The sequence below is a fragment of the Bacillus licheniformis DSM 13 = ATCC 14580 genome (assembly GCF_000011645.1).
In the GTDB taxonomy this organism is placed as follows: Bacteria; Bacillota; Bacilli; order Bacillales; family Bacillaceae; genus Bacillus; species Bacillus licheniformis.
The window spans coordinates 1,939,851-1,956,586 of record NC_006270.3; the positions used below are offsets into that span (position 1 = coordinate 1,939,851).

Sequence of the window (16,736 nt, forward strand, 5' to 3'; positions counted from 1 at the left end):
AAATCATATGAAAAACAAAAAAGCGTTTTGGGGACCTTTTCTGTTCGGCGTCGGCATCATCGCCATGATCGACGGCATCATCTTTCATCAATTGCTTCAATGGCACAGCGTGTACATGGACACAGACCGCTCTCACCAAATTATGAGCGACGGACTGTTCCATCTGTTTTCGCTCGTCATCCTTTTCATCGGCGGAATCCTGCTGTGGAACAGGGGCGAACTTGGCAGCAGCCGGCCGCAGCACATCTTTTGGGGAGCCTCTTTGCTTGGGGCGGGCTGGTTTAACTTCCTTGAAGGCATCATCAACCATCATCTTCTTCAGATTCACCACGTCAACCAGCTAAGCCCGAACCGCCTCTTATTCGACTTTGCTTATGACGCATCGGGCCTTTTGATCATTCTGGCCGGATGGCTGATCTACCGAAAAGGCAAACAGGGATAAAACAGTGGTTTGTCCGCACAGCTACCTGAATACAATAAGAAAATATTTCTCGGGAAAGCGCAGGTTTCAACAAGACCTGCCCTGTTTTTGTCAAAATTTGAAGAAATAAAAAACCCCCATTTTAAAAATTGATGTGATCAGTAACAGCCGCTTGAAGAAGTCGTTTTATGTAAACAAGTTTTTAAAATGCGGCAAAGTGCAGCTGTTCACTTCAAGCAAAAAGGGGATTAAAAAAAGATATTCAGTGGAAAAAAGGTGTTCATATCGTTTAACGGACATCTTTTTTAAATAGGAGGTTTACATATAAAATGTTAAGTGTGCTGCTGCCTAATTTGCTTATATTTTCTGCTATCATTTTATTTTTATATTACATGATCGTATTGGTAAAGGAAAACAAGATAAATCGTAAACAAAACGAGGAAACCCAACAGTTGCTTAGGGAGATATTAAAGGAAGTAAAAAATAAAGATTCAAAGTAATAATAAATGTTATTAAAGTTTCAATATTTCTGGATCAATATAGTCCCAAGGGCAATATGAAGAGGTACTCACAGCAAAAACTGTTATAGAACATAACGACCGCATCTCTGGTCGTCTTTTTTAAAACGCGGCATGTTACTTATCTTGATAGGAAGGTGTCATTCTGTTGAGTAGACAGGGTTTTTGACCGATTCCTGTCCGATAGTAATAAAATATTCATTGACTTAGGAAGGGGTTGAATTCATAAAGTCTTGCAAAATCACTAATATCCGCTTGCTTTCTGGATAGCATTGTTAGAACGTTAGAAGAATAAGGTCTTGGAGGAACACATTTGTTACGCATCCTTTCACTATTGAATGCTACTGAAAATCCATATTAAAAGTACTGTAAGGCTACTTAAAGTATGACATAATGTGGAGCTTCTTGATGAATGGTATTACGTTGAGTATAAAATTTCATCAATAGAGCATTACAAGAGAAAGGTCTACCTTTATATCCTAGTCAAGGTGCTACAGTTGAGCTTTGGGAAAGGAAGCTTAAACAATTGGTCGACTAATATTTAAAGTGTTTTTGTTAGGAGGTAAAACAGTATTGGATAAGAAAGATATTAAGTTCCTCGAGGAGCTGCTTTATAATACAGATAAAGACGATCTAGTAAGAGTGACGAGAAATATTGAAAACCCTGTGATTCTTCAAGTTTTTGCAGCGAATTATAATTGGAATAGTGGTTTTGATGTTCCAAAAGCAATTCTTGAGAATGAGAATTGCGATTATGGTACGGGGTTATTAATGTTCCATTATGCAGATGGTTATCGTATGCTCGAAAGCCCAGACAATGTTTCAGCATCTGCTTTAGAAGAATGGAAAGATTTTTTAATCCAAACATATCAAAAGCTTATAAATTTGCAGTTTAAATCTCAAAATATATCCTGAAATAACAAGGGTTCAACGGTTTAAGTTTTAAAAAAATAACCCGCATATTCCCGATGCTTTACTTGAAAAGTCACCAGGGAAAGTGATTGAAGTTCCGAAAATTTAACGCGTTTTTCACCCAAAGTTACCCGTGGATTTCAATCCATTAGAATTCTCACTTTAAAATATGAGGCATATCATTTCCCAAAGTTATGCACCCATCAGATAAAAGAAAAAATACTTACTGATGTATAATTTGAAATATTAACGCATTACATTTCTTCATCTGAAGTACCGACTCGAATGCAGCAATTAGGAAGAAGTGAAATTTAATGAGAAGTATACTGTTTAGAAAGAGGTATTCGTTAAACAAAAGCACTGCAATGGTTTATTAATTTGTAAAAAGCATAAACTAAAAGACCCGACTGCCGCTGACAGTCGAGTCAAGTATACAAACCAGCTCACAATGGGCTGGCTCATATTAAAATAGACTTTCCCTTAGAAGGATAGATCTTTACTTTAAAGGATGATAGATTGTGATGAAAAACATAAGCAAATATGTTGTCCTGTTTTTTGGGGTAGCCCTATTTTTATACTTTTATGATATGTTTATGCCTAAAAGTGTGCTTTATTTTGTTGTGGGAATACCAGCATTATATATTAGCACAGTCCTTATCATGAAAACTTTAAAGCTACAAAAAATACAAAAGATTAATCCAGAATTAAAATAGACCCCTTATTAAAACAGGGGGTCTAATTCATAAACTGCATTCTTAATTGGCCTTTTAGTTCAAAATAGACGGGAGGGAGCTGTGTGTTCGAAAATCTTCTTGTGCAATATTTGAATTTCTTTATGATTTCAACACCTCGATGATTTTAGATGGGAAAGATAATAACTTCCTCTCAGGGCATATATCCTAATAATTAAGGCAAACGCGTTACACACTAATCAATTCGATCATAGTGACCATGAATAACAACGGCTCCACTGTTATTGATCAACCATATCATCTTTAATTTTCTCAAAACGAGCCTGGTTAAGAATCTTTTTAGCAAATTCTCTATTTTGAACACATTTTCTAACATTAGCTTTTTCAGATTCAATAAAGAGTTTTTGGTATTTATCTTGAATATCTTCGTTAATATTTTTAGATTTATGAATATAAAAAAAGGAAAAATTGAATTTTTAAAATACATGTATAAGAAGTTGGATTGTGATTTTTTTAAACCACAAACCATATGGCTGGGCTGTGATTATTCAAAGATTACGGTTTTATTCTGAACAAAGAGAGATGTAAAAATGGTAAATGTCTTAAATAATATCTTGAAAAATGACAGATTGGATGCATATCCATTATTTAAAAAGTTTTGTTCCCTCAAAGAAAAAGGGTTGCGTAAGAAATCCTTTACAGCATTATCTTCCTTTATTGATGAAGCAAAGAAATGGGATGATATTGCACAACAGAATTTTGCTTGTTGGCTGTTTGCTTTATTTGAAACATCAGATGATATTCACCATGTACTCGTTCATCCATTGGAAAAGGAACTTTTACAGCCTTTGCTTGAGAGATGGATGAAGAGTGATCCTGAAGATTCAAGACCATATAGGTGGTATGGGGTGTTTTTAAATCCTGAAAACCGTGTCGATTATTTAAACAATGCACTTAGACTTGGTGGCGGGAATGAACAACTATCCTTATTAACTCTAATCGATATTAATTTGAACGCCCTTTGGTATTCATTTCATCATATCTCCGAAGATTTGTATCTTGGCGATATTAAAGAAGATACAGCACTTCTTGCTAAGTCCCGGCAATTAAACAACAAAGTAGAATGTGAACAAACAAGGAAAAACAATAACGAAGCACTTAACTATTATCAAGATCTGTTGGATGACTGGGTGATGTTTAAAAAAGAACGATCAAAGGGATTTGTTGAATGGTGTGAAAATAAGGGTAGAACCTATTATTGGGTCAAAGCTTATTATTACGAAAGATAACTATATTATGTTCAGTAACAGAATCATGAAGACAAAAAAGGCGAATTTCATTTCCTTCAAATCAAAAAGACTTTGGTGAAGATCCCGCTGTGAAACAGGGGAGAGCCGAGCAGCGCCTGCAGCACATCTTCAGACAGATTGGCTCCATTCCCCGAAGGACCTCATCAATCACCACTTTCTCCCGATTTGCCATGTCAACCTGTTAAGCATTTACCAAACAGGATGAAAAAATTGGTTTGTCCGCACAGCTTACCTGAATACAATAAAAAATAAAGTATTTCTCGGGAAAGCGCAGGTTTCAACAAGACCTGCCCCGTTCTTGTCAAAAAGCATTGGATTGTGCAGTCATGTGGGCGTCTGTCACGGCATAAGCGCGCCATGAATAGGATATAAAGAGAGAATGGTGAGGTGAGTGTGTTGGAAAGGGCTGTTACTTATAAAAACAACGGACAAATCAATATCATATTGAACGGTCAAAAGCAGGTTTTGGCCAATTCAGAGGCTGAAGCCGAATATCAGGCCGCACTGCAAAAAAATGAAGCCAAACACAGCATTCTGAAAGAAATTGAAAGGGAAATGAACACGCTGGTCGGAATGGAGGAAATGAAGCGCAATATCAAGGAAATCTACGCCTGGATTTTCGTTAATAAAAAGCGCGAAGAACAAGGCCTTAAGGCCGGAAAACAGGCGCTTCACATGATGTTCAAAGGAAATCCGGGAACCGGAAAAACGACCGTCGCCAGGCTGATCGGCAGGCTTTTTTACGAAATGAATGTTCTCTCAAAAGGCCATCTGATCGAGGCGGAGCGCGCCGATCTCGTCGGTGAGTACATCGGCCATACGGCGCAAAAAACGAGGGATTTAATCAAAAAAGCGATGGGCGGAATCCTGTTCATCGATGAAGCCTATTCCCTTGCCAGAGGCGGAGAGAAAGACTTCGGCAAGGAGGCAATCGATACATTGGTCAAACATATGGAGGATAAGCGCAACGAATTCATTTTAATCCTCGCCGGATATTCGCGGGAAATGGATCATTTTCTTTCATTAAACCCGGGCCTTCAGTCAAGGTTTCCGATCAGCATCGATTTTCCCGATTACTCAGTCAGCCAGCTGATGGACATTGCAAAACGGATGATGGCGGAAAGGGAATATCAGTTCAGCCCTGAGGCTGAATGGAAGCTGAAAGACCATCTGATGGCCGTCAAAAGTACGGTCAGCCCCGCGAAGTTCAGCAATGGCCGTTTCGTCCGCAACCTGATCGAAAAATCCATCCGGTCGCAGGCGATGAGACTGCTGATGGGAGACTGCTACTTAAAGAATGACTTGATAACCATCAAAAGCCAGGATCTCGACTTGAAGGAAGACGCGCCGCACGTATAATGGCGCGTTCTTTTTTTATTTTCGAGGATTTCTGGCAACCGCTCCCTTCGTTTGTTATGATAGTACTGCTTATTGACTAACGTTAAGAAAGGAACATGATCACTTGAACGAACAGGAAGTCATGAAAGAGAAAGCCATATTAGTCGGATGCCAGCTTCCGCACGTGTCTGATGAGCGTTTTTCATACTCGATGGAAGAGCTCGCCGCGCTGACGAAAACGGCCGACGGAACGGTTGTTTCCACGGTCACGCAGAAGCGGAACCGTGTGGATGCTGCTACATATATCGGAAAAGGAAAAGTAGATGAATTGGCGGTGCTCTGTGAAGAGCTGTCGCCCGATGTTTTAATTTTTAATGATGAATTGTCGCCGAGTCAGCTGAAAGCGCTTGTCACAACGCTTGACGTGAAAATCATCGACCGGACGCAGTTGATCCTTGATATTTTCGCCAAACGCGCGAGGACAAGGGAAGGAAAGCTGCAAATTGAGCTGGCACAGCTGCAATACGCCCTCCCGCGGTTAAGCGGCCAGGGAATCAACCTGTCAAGGCAAGGCGGAGGAATCGGAACAAGAGGTCCAGGGGAGACAAAGCTTGAAACCGACCGGCGCCATATCAGAAACCGGATTCATGAAATCAATGTTCAGCTGTCTACCGTCATTCGCCACAGAAGCAGATACAGAGAAAGAAGAAAGAAAAACGGTGTACTGCAAATCGCGCTTGTCGGCTACACCAATGCAGGGAAATCGACATGGTTTAACAGGCTTACAGACGCCGACAGCTATGAAGAAAACCTTTTGTTCGCCACACTTGACCCGATGACCCGCAAAATGATGCTCCCGAGCGGATACAGCGTGCTGCTCTCGGATACAGTCGGGTTTATTCAGGATCTGCCGACAACTTTGATCGCGGCTTTCAGATCGACGCTCGAAGAGGTGAAAGAAGCCGATCTGATTCTTCATATGATCGATTCTTCTCACGAAGACTACGAGGGCCATGAGGAGACGGTCAAGCGCCTTCTTGAGGAACTTGAAGCAGACGATATTCCTGTTTTAACCGTCTATAACAAAAGAGACCGGAAGCGGCCTGATTTCATCCCTTCTTCAGGGAGAGGGCATATCATGACGAGCGCCAAAATAGACGGAGACTTGCCGCTGTTTAAGCAGGCGGTTGAAGACTATCTGAAAAAGGAGCTGCTCGTTCCGTATGACGTGAGAATTCCCGCTTCAGAAGGAAGGCTGTTGTCGAGAATCAAGTCTGAGACAATGACGAACAGCACCGTTTTTGACGAAGATCGCGAAGCATATGAAGTGGAAGGATATATTCTCCCTGACCAAAACATTTTGGGAGAGCTGAAGAAGTATATGTAGGAAAGGATACTGCAAAACATGTTTGAGACATTAAAACACGGAGATCTACTAAAGAAAACGGCGGTGGAGGCTGAAACCGACATCGCACAGATCCACAAAACAATTGATGAAATCAGTGAACGAAATGAGTGGAGGGTGCTCGAAAGCTACAGAAAGCACAAAGTATCGGACACGCATTTCACACCATCGACAGGCTACGGCTACGATGACATCGGCCGCGATACGCTGGAAAAAATCTATGCCGACGTCTTCGGCGGTGAAGCGGCCCTTGTCAGACCGCAGATCATCTCGGGAACCCATGCAATATCAATCGCTTTATTCGGCGTTCTCCGCCCGGGGGAAGAACTTCTTTACATCACTGGCAAACCGTACGATACCCTCGAAGAGATCGTCGGCGTCAGGGGCGAGGAAAACTCGGGGTCTTTGAAGGATTTCCAGATCGGATACAGCCATGTCGAGCTGACAGAAGAGGGAGCCGTTGATTTTGACCGGGTGGCAGCTTCCATCACGCCGCAGACAAAGGTCGTCGGAATCCAGCGCTCAAAAGGATACGCAGACCGTCCGTCTTTTACAATTGATGAGATTGAGAAGATGATTCGCTTTGTTAAAGAAATAAACGAAAACATCATCGTTTTCGTCGACAACTGCTACGGCGAATTTGTAGAAGAGCGTGAGCCGTGCCATGTTGGAGCGGATCTCATGGCAGGCTCGCTTATTAAAAACCCGGGAGGCGGCCTCGCCAAAACAGGCGGCTATATCACCGGCAAGGAAAAATGGGTGAAAGCCTGCTCCTACAGAATGACTTCACCGGGAATTGGCAGTGAAGCCGGTGCATCGTTGTACACGCTCCAGGAGATGTATCAGGGCTTTTTCCTTGCGCCGCATGTCGTCTCCCAGGCATTAAAAGGAGCAGTGTTCACAGCCCGATTCCTCGAAAAGCTCGGCTTTAGGACGAATCCTTCATGGGGCAGCAAGCGGACCGATTTGATCCAGTCTGTCGAATTTTCCACCCCGGAGCAGATGATCGCGTTTTGCCAGGCGATTCAGTACGCTTCTCCGATCAATGCCCATGTGACGCCGTATCCGAGCTATATGCCGGGCTATGAAGACGATGTCATTATGGCTGCAGGCACTTTCGTACAGGGAGCAAGCATTGAATTATCAGCGGATGGCCCTATAAGACCGCCTTATGTGGCGTATGTCCAAGGCGGATTAACCTACTCCCATGTGAAAAATGCGATATGCAGTGCTGTGGATGCGCTCATGAAGCAGGGATTAATGTAAAGAAAATAAAGAATATTTTCATGTAAAGAATCCTTACATCGAGTTGACACATTATATAACATCACATATAATAAATTTATATAAGAAAAGGAGGAAATTGAGATGAGTGATAAAATTCGCCGCTCAATGCCCTTATTTCCGATAGGTATCGTCATGCAGCTGACTGAACTGTCCGCAAGGCAAATTCGGTATTATGAGGAAAATGGACTGGTATTTCCTGCAAGAAGCGAAGGGAACAGACGTTTATTTTCATTCCATGATGTAGATAAGCTGCTCGAAATTAAAGATTTGATCGAACAAGGTGTAAACATGGCGGGGATCAAACAAATTTTCGCCAAAACAGAAAACGAACAAAAAGAAGACAAACAAGACAAGCCGAAAAAAGCAGAGAAGCACAACTTGTCGGATGAAGAACTGAGAAAACTGCTGAAAAACGAGCTCATCCAAGCAGGCCGTTTCCAAAGAGGGACGACATTCCGCCAGGGAGACATGTCCAGGTTTTTTCATTAATTTGTTAGCAACTGCATTGCTATATACATTTACCTTTTAGAGGAGGAGTTTTACGAATGGCAAAGTATACAAGAGACGACATTGTTAAACTAGTAAATGAGGAGAATGTAAAATATATTCGCCTTCAGTTTACAGACATTCTTGGAACGATTAAAAACGTTGAAATTCCTGTGAGCCAGCTGGAAAAAGCACTTGATAATAAAGTCATGTTCGACGGCTCTTCAATCGAGGGATTCGTCCGCATTGAAGAATCCGATATGTACTTATACCCTGACTTAGATACATTTGTGATTTTCCCATGGACCGCCGAAAAAGGTAAAGTAGCCCGCTTCATCTGCGATATTTATAATCCGGACGGCACGCCGTTTGAAGGTGATCCGCGCAACAACTTAAAACGCATTTTGAAAGAAATGGAAGACATGGGCTTCTCAGATTTCAATCTTGGACCAGAGCCGGAATTCTTCCTGTTCAAGCTAGACGAAAAAGGCGAGCCTACGCTTGAACTGAACGACAAAGGCGGATATTTCGACCTTGCGCCGACTGATCTTGGCGAAAACTGCCGCCGCGACATCGTACTTGAGCTCGAAGAAATGGGCTTTGAAATCGAAGCGTCTCACCACGAAGTTGCACCTGGACAGCACGAAATCGACTTCAAATACGCCGGAGCCATCCGCGCTTGCGATGACATCCAAACGTTCAAGCTCGTTGTTAAAACAATCGCGCGCAAACACGGCCTGCACGCAACATTCATGCCAAAACCGTTGTTCGGCGTAAACGGATCAGGCATGCACTGCAATCTATCACTCTTCCGAAACGGCGCCAACGCCTTCTTTGACAAAGACGCCGATCTTCAGCTGAGTGAAACGGCAAAGCAATTCATCGCCGGCATCGTCAAGCACGCAACAAGCTTTACAGCTGTGACAAACCCGACTGTCAACTCTTACAAGCGCCTTGTTCCAGGCTATGAAGCACCTTGCTATGTGGCATGGAGCGCGCAAAACAGAAGCCCGTTAATCCGCATCCCGGCTTCCCGCGGCATCAGCACGCGCGTAGAAGTCAGAAGCGTAGACCCTTCTGCGAACCCGTACCTTGCCTTGAGCGTACTTCTTGCAGCAGGACTTGACGGCATCAAAAACAAGCTGGAAGCACCGGCTCCGATCGACCGCAACATCTATGTCATGACAAAAGAAGAGCGCCTCGAAAACGGAATCGTCGACCTTCCTGCGACACTCGCAGACGCTCTCGAAGAATTCAAATCAAACGAAGTCATGGTCAAAGCCCTCGGCGACCATCTATTCGAACACTTCGTCGAAGCAAAAGAAATCGAATGGGATATGTTCCGCACACAAGTCCATCCTTGGGAGCGCGAGCAGTATATGTCTCAGTATTAATCTAGGAATCCCTTGGCACCAGCGGTGTCAGGGGTTTTGAATTTTGGTCAAAAGAATGTAAGGGGTCTTCTTTTTGGTCTTTGACCAAATTATGACCAAAAAAATGTGAAGTTATAATCTAACTCCATAATTGCCTCGTAATCTTTCATTCTATTTTGGTCGCTATTTACTGATATATTTGATGTCAGCACCTGTATTTCAAGAGCAATACCACGTGAAAAGCGTGGTCAGCTTGGAATGCCGCGGCAAAAGTGACCTAATGAACTAAATACTAGGTGGGGTGGACATGTTATATTAGGGTGAACAATAAGCTGAGGGAGGAAATATTTGAATGCTTGAATTGGATAGGAATATAAACAAAGTAAACGGCCTTAAAGAAGAGCACGCAAAGGGAATCCTGAAGATTATTTGCGGAAAACTGGATAATCTAAAACACGCGGGTGATCAATATACAGAGAAAGAATTTGTCGAAGATATTCGATCGATAATTGAGAACTTTCCAGAATTAGATAATAAAGAAGAGAATAATGAATAAAAAATCCTTCTTGCAAGAAGGATTTTTTTTATAACCATACCACACCGACGACATATACGATCGATATAGTTATAAACAATTTTTAAAACGGGAGGTTTTGAAAAAGCGAAATAGTAATAACTAAAGTTGATAAAGAGCCCAAAGATATCAAAGATACAATTTTTCGGTTGTTTTGCTTTTTTGAAGATTTACTTAGTTCATAAATTAATGCACCCCATAAAAGCATGGATGCCAAAATAATAATACTCATATACGCATAATTCTCCTTTTTATGGTTAACATTGTCATCAATTTTACCACATTTAGGATTGAGATGTCGATGAAATAAGCATCTTTATTTCATTTTAACTCTTATAGATTTGATTTCTTCAGGTCTATTTCATTCTTTTACTGAAGAACAAAACCGTTTATTTTCAACGCGGACATTATATTTCCTTCGAAGTTCTCACTATGAACACTGGTATTCACTTACTCTCTAGTATAGAGTTCCTTATTGAAATGTCTTTATTGCTTTTGTTGTCGAAAATGAAATGGAAACCTTTTATAGCCATAACAGAAAGAGACTATGCAACAAAAAAGGCTAACAAAATGAGGTTGCAAGCTGCAGCCTTTTTAGTTTGAAAAAAGTCAGTACAAATGGAAAGAAATCATCCAACTCGCTGCTGTACTTTAAGGTGACAAGTGAATTAAGTGAAAGGAGAGACTGTACGTCAGGTCCAGGAAACGTTGGCTGTTCTGAGAGCAAGGTATTGACGGCTATACGGCCAGAAAGCGGCGGGACCGTCTACTGGTGGTATTTACGGGTCTAAGACAAAAGATTAAAAAAATTAGAAAAGTTAAGTAATACAACAATTTTAACAGAATGAAGTATACGTAGATAAAAATTTTGAAAGAAATCTGTTGAGTTGAATTGGTCTTGAGGAATAAAGAGCTGATTTAAGAGGGAAAGAAACAATACCGCTGAAAAACAACTATTGACATATGTAAGTAAATAGAATAAATTATTGATTGTCAATAAAAAACAACTTATTTTATCATAACACACAAGTTATAAAAAGTCAATGTTTTTTTAAAAAAAGATGCTTTTGAAAGGAAGAGAGGTTTATGAACTTATCTCGTTTTTTGAATTCCATTCAATTATCCCCACAATCAAAACCTATGATGGAGCTACTTGAATTAAATGAAAAAACAAAAGAGCATGGCCTGATCTTAACACCCAGCGATATAAAAATGTTAATCGTTTATAGAAATAAAGTGCTTCATGATCATGGACGTATAGAACTGGGGATTGAAGTACTAAAGGAATTAATTGAGGTGTTTGCTGCTTCACCCTATATGGATGAGGATAATTATGTCGAAACGTTAATCGAGCTTCAGGAGATTTTTTATTATCTCAGAAATGAAACAGAAGATAAGATAGGGGACATGAAACTGATTCATCAGATGATGGAGTGTTTTAACGGGCCTTCTGCCGGGTCTTTAGAGATATTAAGAAGTAAAATGGAGGAACTCGCGGAGAGTTTCAGAAGAGATACGATGAGAAGTGAGTCTTTATATAAAGGTGATGAATAACATGGACAAAGAAAACACTTTAAATCGCTATGATTTGGTTTCAAATTTTACGATTGATAAATCAAAGTTAAAGCAAAGCCAATATATGTTGTCGCTTCTAAAAGAAGGCCAAAGTGTTGGAGTTATTACCAGCGAGAAAGCATACAAGATACAGGTAGAGATTATGCAAATTCTGCAACGATTGATAGGCCAGTATACCAAAGGGGAAAGTATGTCGGTGACAACGGAAACGGCGGAAGGGATTATGGTTTCCCTCATGTATGCAATAGATGCTTATGCTCTCCATTTTGAGAAACCTGAAGAGTTTATAGTACATTTACATTCTGATAGTATAAAAAATATATATACAAAAGGTGTCGCATTACTTCACTGTTATTTTGAAGAAGCTAAACAATTATATCAAGACGTAAAAAAAATAAAATTAGATGTGCCTGTTGATGCTTATACTTTAACCATTGACGAATCGTTACCTGTATTTATGAATCATTATAATGTTATTTTTGAAGCTCAAAATACCATGGCGAGCATTGACTATCCTTTAGCCATTGACAACATGGAACTGCAAGGTGTTTTTTATATTAAACAGTATTTAGAGCGACTGCTGATAGAAACGAGATTCTGTCACTTTTTTAACCATCACGATTTAATGTATGTCTTGGCAAACTTTGGAAGAATATGTCATTTTAATTATCGCATAGAACTTTTTAATATTTTTGAGTTAATGATAAACAATGCTGTTTTTTCACTCCTATCCGGGGGCGAAGCCAATCAAGTCAGAATTTCTGAAGTTCAATATGACAGGTTAAGTCGCTTGTTAAGTGATTGCCATGCTGATAAAAGGGCAAACTTAATTAACAATGCATTTGATCGGTTACAGCGGGATTTAAAGACGGATCAAACAATTTCTGATTATATCAATTTGTATCGCAATGAATTTATTCAAAGGGTAAATAACGCTGCGGAAATTGATGGCTTCAAAATGTTGATCATCAGAGAAATTGAAGAGAGAGAAAAACCAATAGCGTTAATGTTAAATGAAAATGATCGCATGAGTGATATTGAATTGCGGAAATTGGTGGATTGCATCATGGAACGAAAAAACACAGCAGAAAAAATATTGCTGATCCGCGATCATTTTGTTTCACTACATGATTATTTGGATTTGCTAAATTCGGGGTGTCTGTTTGACGACGAATATGACGCACTTTTTGCTACGTTTGGGAATTTTGAATTGGCCATTTTTGCGAAAATTGTATTTTATGAAGAATTAAGAGGGGGAATTCTCAATTTCATTGACATTGTTGCTGACTGCTCTGAAGCAAAGAGCGAGTGGGAAACATATTATATGAAATTTATTAAACAACTAGAAGATGAGCGCATTGCAACTATTGGACACCTGATCAACGATATTGACTATGAGGAGATTTCGTTTTATTAAGTTAAAGACGTTATTATAAGTTCTTTTAAAAAGAAGAGTCTAAAGAAAGACGAAGATAAATAACAGCACTCGATTAAATGCAATCTCATCCCGCTAAGGAAAGTTTTTTCAATACAACTTAAAAGCTTAAAGTAACTCTACTCCAATTTGCTTAGTGAATTTTACTTTTATTCTCTTTTCTTCTCCAATACTTATAACCATGAAATCTTCAACTTTCTTAATGCTAGTTATGTTTTGAAAAACACCTGTAAATACTAAGAAATCTTTATAGGTTATATCCAGGCTACAAGTTAGTTGATAAACATCCAGCGTTAAAATTAACTTGAAGTTTTGATTATCTTTAAAAGTATAAATCAATTCGCCGGCCTCTGGATCATCAGCTATACTGACCGGCTCGCTCTCAAAAAGTTCCAGTAAATCATATTCATTATATTTTATAAACATCCAACTGACTCCTTAAAATTATAGTGATATTAATGAAGTTAAAAAAACGCAGATCTTTAAAGATTTCGATCATTACTGTGCAATAAGAATTTCTGTTTTTCAATCGTTGCAACTTCAAAAGCTATTCCTCTCGGTATTGTTGTGTCACTTGAGGAAAGAATCATGCATGGAAGTGAAAAGAAGGCTGAGTATTTGTTCAATTCTATAAGGAAATAGCAGTATAATCAACACCTCTTTAAAGGGAACAAAATGATGAATACATCTACTACGATGGTCGTCCTGGTGAAATCAGGCTAGAGCCGTCCGGTGCATCCGAAAAAAACTCCGGAAAGAGAGGGACACTTAACAAAGTATGAATAGTGAAATAGACAAATGTATATTTTGTGAAATAGTTAGTCGGAAAATTTCAAGTTTTGAGGTTTATAAAACTGACTATGTGACAGCATTTCTTGATATAAATCCTGTTACAAATGGCCATACATTAATCATACCAAATAAGCATATTGAAAGACTGGATCATATAAACGATCCCCATCTATCTAATGAAATAATGGATTCTTTAATTAAAGTTCCTCAATTATTAATTCAGTCAGGTATTTGTGATGACTACACGATACTCTCAGACAACGGTCACTTTGCTCAGCAAGATATTAAACACCTGCATTTTCATGTCATACCGAGACATATGAATGAAAAGTTTGAATTCAAATTAAACACCGACTTTACTGCAGCTAAGAAGAGTAACTTACTTTCGATATGGAAAAAGATTGTAGGGAGATGATGAGAAAAGATCGTACCAGAACTTTAAAAGTGGAAAGATGAGTTGATCTTTTGTTTTAGTGCGGGTTTTGCTGAATTCATCATTTCGGCCTCAGAAATTCTTCCCTTTGTTGTATAATGGTAACCATGATTATTAATCATGGTTGCAAGGGAGTAAATTATGTTATTAATAGCTTTTGTATTCGCGTATTTTATCAAGCAGCCGATATTAAGTTTTGGGACACTTTTTCTTTTCATCTACGGATTTAGATTTTCTTCTAAAGGCATTAATGCTGAAAAATGCGATTATTATATTAATCAATATAGACTTATATTTTGCTTCGTCATACCTTTCCTTAATTTTTATATGTATTGGTCAACGATAGGAGGTAATGCAGGATTCGGGTTTACGTTTAGCCCGCTTACCCTCATGCAAAAGCTGTCTTTCTTGTCACAAGTTATTTTGATATTCTTACCAGAAATTCGCAAATTTTTATCTCGAAAAAACTTCATTCATATTGATGAAAAGAAGCAAAAATTAGCATCGGTTTTGTATCCAATTGCTTTAATCCTAACAATTTGTATGGCATATTGTTAAGGATCTTAAGCAATGGCCTTTACTCTACATGAAAGTTGCATCCACTATACTTTGAAGGGGGCTATTGATGAATTTCGATCCGGAAAAACTAAGGAAATTTCTTAATTGCGCGTCAAACCCGTCAAGCCCAAAGAATACAAAGATTAAAAATTACTGTGTGAATCAAGAATGCCAGGAGTTTGTAGCCTTTGATATTGATTTTGAAAATGTAGACATCGCTCTGCGTATTGCCGGCATGTTGGGGAAATCCGCCACGAAATTTACGATAAATCATTTTCTTTTCCCTGGTACGAACAAAATAGATTATATTCAATTTATAATTTTTGAAATTAATGATTCAGAACTATTAGCATTTTTAGAGCAACTATAACAGCATTCTTGTTTGAATGCAGTTCTCTGGGTGAAAATAAAGCAGGGATCTCCCCCATAAGCCGCAGCAATCATAATTGTCTTAGATATTTGGTGTTGCGAACAGTCCCTTTGCAAGACAGCTTCGCGGGTTCATCAGGCTCAGCCGATTAGATGGCCAATGGTCTGTGTGAAAGGCCTTGGCAGAACTGCCTTCAAAAAAAAACACCATTATACCAATCAGGAGGGCAAAAAGTGTTTTTTGCAAAGATCATCGATCGTTTAGCCTTATATGATTTGCACAGAAAAAGAAGTAAAGATGAACATTTTTCCGCTTTTTCATTGAATCCGATTGACAGAGACGAATTTTATAAAGCAAAAGCGGCTGATGTCGCCATTATGCTTTATGAATCAAGAAAAAACCATTTGGCCGGACATTTCAGCTATGAATCTTTAATTCCATCCGGGGACCCTGTCAACGATGCTTTAAAAGGCGAGGTTTTTTTAAATAAAAATGATATAGATCAGCCTAATGTTATTTTTGTGCACGGCTGGCGAATGGATTCATACGACAGAATAAAAAAGATATTTCATGATCGTATTATGAACGAATTAGGCTGGAACTTGTATTACTATTCTCTTCCATATCATTTTGAAAGAGAGCCGGAACATTCGCTTTACAGCGGAGAATTGATGATAAGCGCGAATTTGAATCGTACGGTTGATTCGACGAGACAAGCTATCGTCGATTTACGGGCTCTTATTCATTGGATCAAAGCAAATAAAAACGGCCCTGTTATTATAGTGGGCGTCAGTTTAGGCGGGTGGATGACAAATTTACTGGCTACCCTTGAGACTCAAATCGACATAGTGGTATCGATATTTTATGCTAATCGTCTTTCTTATGCGATATGGAATACCATCCCGGGTAAATTCATAAGAGAAGAATTAGAACAGCACGGTGTGACATATGAGGATTTAAAAACATATTGGGAAATCACAGATCCCAGCCAAGCTGCGCCGAAAATTAACAAAGATAACATTTTGCTGATTTCCGCCGTGCATGACCAATATGTTCACTTAGAGGATGCTGATAAGTTGTGGGAAAGCTGGGGGAAACCCGAAAGACATCTCTACAACTGCGGCCATGCCGGAATTGTTCTTTGTCGCAAAAAACTGGCATTAGATACAATTTCTTTCATCCGAAAAAAATTAAAGCAGCTTCATAAGTAATTTCAATTTATTAATAAGCGGGCAATTTCCAGAATGCTAAATCATT

The 16,736-nt window shown here is 39.4% G+C and carries 15 protein-coding genes; 14 read left to right on the forward strand and 1 reads right to left on the reverse strand.

The annotated features are described in order from the left end of the window. Nucleotides 1-7 precede the first annotated feature (7 nt). The 11 genes from TRNA_RS31330 to TRNA_RS31385 all read left to right on the forward strand — a co-directional run bounded on the left by TRNA_RS31330 (nt 8) and on the right by TRNA_RS31385 (nt 13,308). Complete coding sequence (locus TRNA_RS31330) at nt 8-442, forward strand: DUF2243 domain-containing protein (RefSeq protein ID WP_003182126.1); 435 nt, start codon at nt 8-10, stop codon at nt 440-442. A 1,070-nt stretch (nt 443-1,512) separates the two neighbouring features. Then, on the forward strand, nt 1,513-1,854 hold the full coding sequence (locus TRNA_RS31335; RefSeq protein ID WP_003182130.1) for a DUF4274 domain-containing protein: 342 nt from the start codon (nt 1,513-1,515) through the stop codon (nt 1,852-1,854). Between the two features lie 1,279 nt (nt 1,855-3,133). After that, the gene (locus tag TRNA_RS31345; protein ID WP_003182134.1) at nt 3,134-3,832 is read left to right on the forward strand and encodes a hypothetical protein; all 699 of its coding nucleotides are present in this window, start codon (nt 3,134-3,136) and stop codon (nt 3,830-3,832) included. Nucleotides 3,833-4,246: 414 nt separating this feature from the next. Continuing rightward, nucleotides 4,247-5,212, forward strand: a complete 966-nt coding sequence (spoVK, locus tag TRNA_RS31350) for a stage V sporulation protein K (protein ID WP_003182136.1) — start codon at nt 4,247-4,249, stop codon at nt 5,210-5,212. Nucleotides 5,213-5,315: 103 nt separating this feature from the next. After that, nucleotides 5,316-6,578: a GTPase HflX gene (hflX, locus tag TRNA_RS31355; RefSeq protein ID WP_003182138.1), complete on the forward strand. Its 1,263-nt coding sequence runs from the start codon at nt 5,316-5,318 to the stop codon at nt 6,576-6,578. A gap of 18 nt (nt 6,579-6,596) precedes the next feature. After that, nucleotides 6,597-7,862: an aminotransferase class I/II-fold pyridoxal phosphate-dependent enzyme gene (locus tag TRNA_RS31360; RefSeq protein WP_003182139.1), complete on the forward strand. Its 1,266-nt coding sequence runs from the start codon at nt 6,597-6,599 to the stop codon at nt 7,860-7,862. Between the two features lie 102 nt (nt 7,863-7,964). Next, the gene (locus TRNA_RS31365; RefSeq protein ID WP_003182143.1) at nt 7,965-8,372 is read left to right on the forward strand and encodes a MerR family transcriptional regulator; all 408 of its coding nucleotides are present in this window, start codon (nt 7,965-7,967) and stop codon (nt 8,370-8,372) included. A 56-nt stretch (nt 8,373-8,428) separates the two neighbouring features. Next, entirely contained in the window at nt 8,429-9,763 is a 1,335-nt protein-coding gene (glnA, locus tag TRNA_RS31370; protein ID WP_003182145.1) for a type I glutamate--ammonia ligase, read from the forward strand. Between the two features lie 331 nt (nt 9,764-10,094). Then, the gene (locus TRNA_RS31375; RefSeq protein WP_003182148.1) at nt 10,095-10,298 is read left to right on the forward strand and encodes a hypothetical protein; all 204 of its coding nucleotides are present in this window, start codon (nt 10,095-10,097) and stop codon (nt 10,296-10,298) included. A 1,104-nt stretch (nt 10,299-11,402) separates the two neighbouring features. Next, on the forward strand, nt 11,403-11,870 hold the full coding sequence (locus TRNA_RS31380; protein WP_003182152.1) for a DUF6323 family protein: 468 nt from the start codon (nt 11,403-11,405) through the stop codon (nt 11,868-11,870). 1 nt (nt 11,871) lies between these two features. After that, nucleotides 11,872-13,308, forward strand: a complete 1,437-nt coding sequence (locus TRNA_RS31385; RefSeq protein WP_003182154.1) for a DUF6179 domain-containing protein — start codon at nt 11,872-11,874, stop codon at nt 13,306-13,308. A gap of 126 nt (nt 13,309-13,434) precedes the next feature. On the opposite strand, the gene TRNA_RS31390 is transcribed toward TRNA_RS31385, so the two are convergent. Beyond that, the gene (locus tag TRNA_RS31390; protein WP_003182156.1) at nt 13,435-13,752 is read right to left on the reverse strand and encodes a hypothetical protein; all 318 of its coding nucleotides are present in this window, start codon (nt 13,750-13,752) and stop codon (nt 13,435-13,437) included. Nucleotides 13,753-14,104: 352 nt separating this feature from the next. Between TRNA_RS31390 and TRNA_RS31395 the strand changes: the two genes are divergently transcribed. From TRNA_RS31395 to TRNA_RS31410, 3 genes are all read left to right on the forward strand, one after another. After that, entirely contained in the window at nt 14,105-14,533 is a 429-nt protein-coding gene (locus TRNA_RS31395; RefSeq protein WP_003182158.1) for an HIT domain-containing protein, read from the forward strand. Nucleotides 14,534-15,176: 643 nt separating this feature from the next. Continuing rightward, the gene (locus TRNA_RS31405; RefSeq protein WP_003182160.1) at nt 15,177-15,479 is read left to right on the forward strand and encodes a hypothetical protein; all 303 of its coding nucleotides are present in this window, start codon (nt 15,177-15,179) and stop codon (nt 15,477-15,479) included. 233 nt (nt 15,480-15,712) lie between these two features. Continuing rightward, nucleotides 15,713-16,690, forward strand: coding sequence for an alpha/beta hydrolase (locus TRNA_RS31410; protein WP_003182162.1), 978 nt, complete (start codon nt 15,713-15,715; stop codon nt 16,688-16,690). The last annotated feature ends 46 nt before the right edge of the window (nt 16,691-16,736 follow it).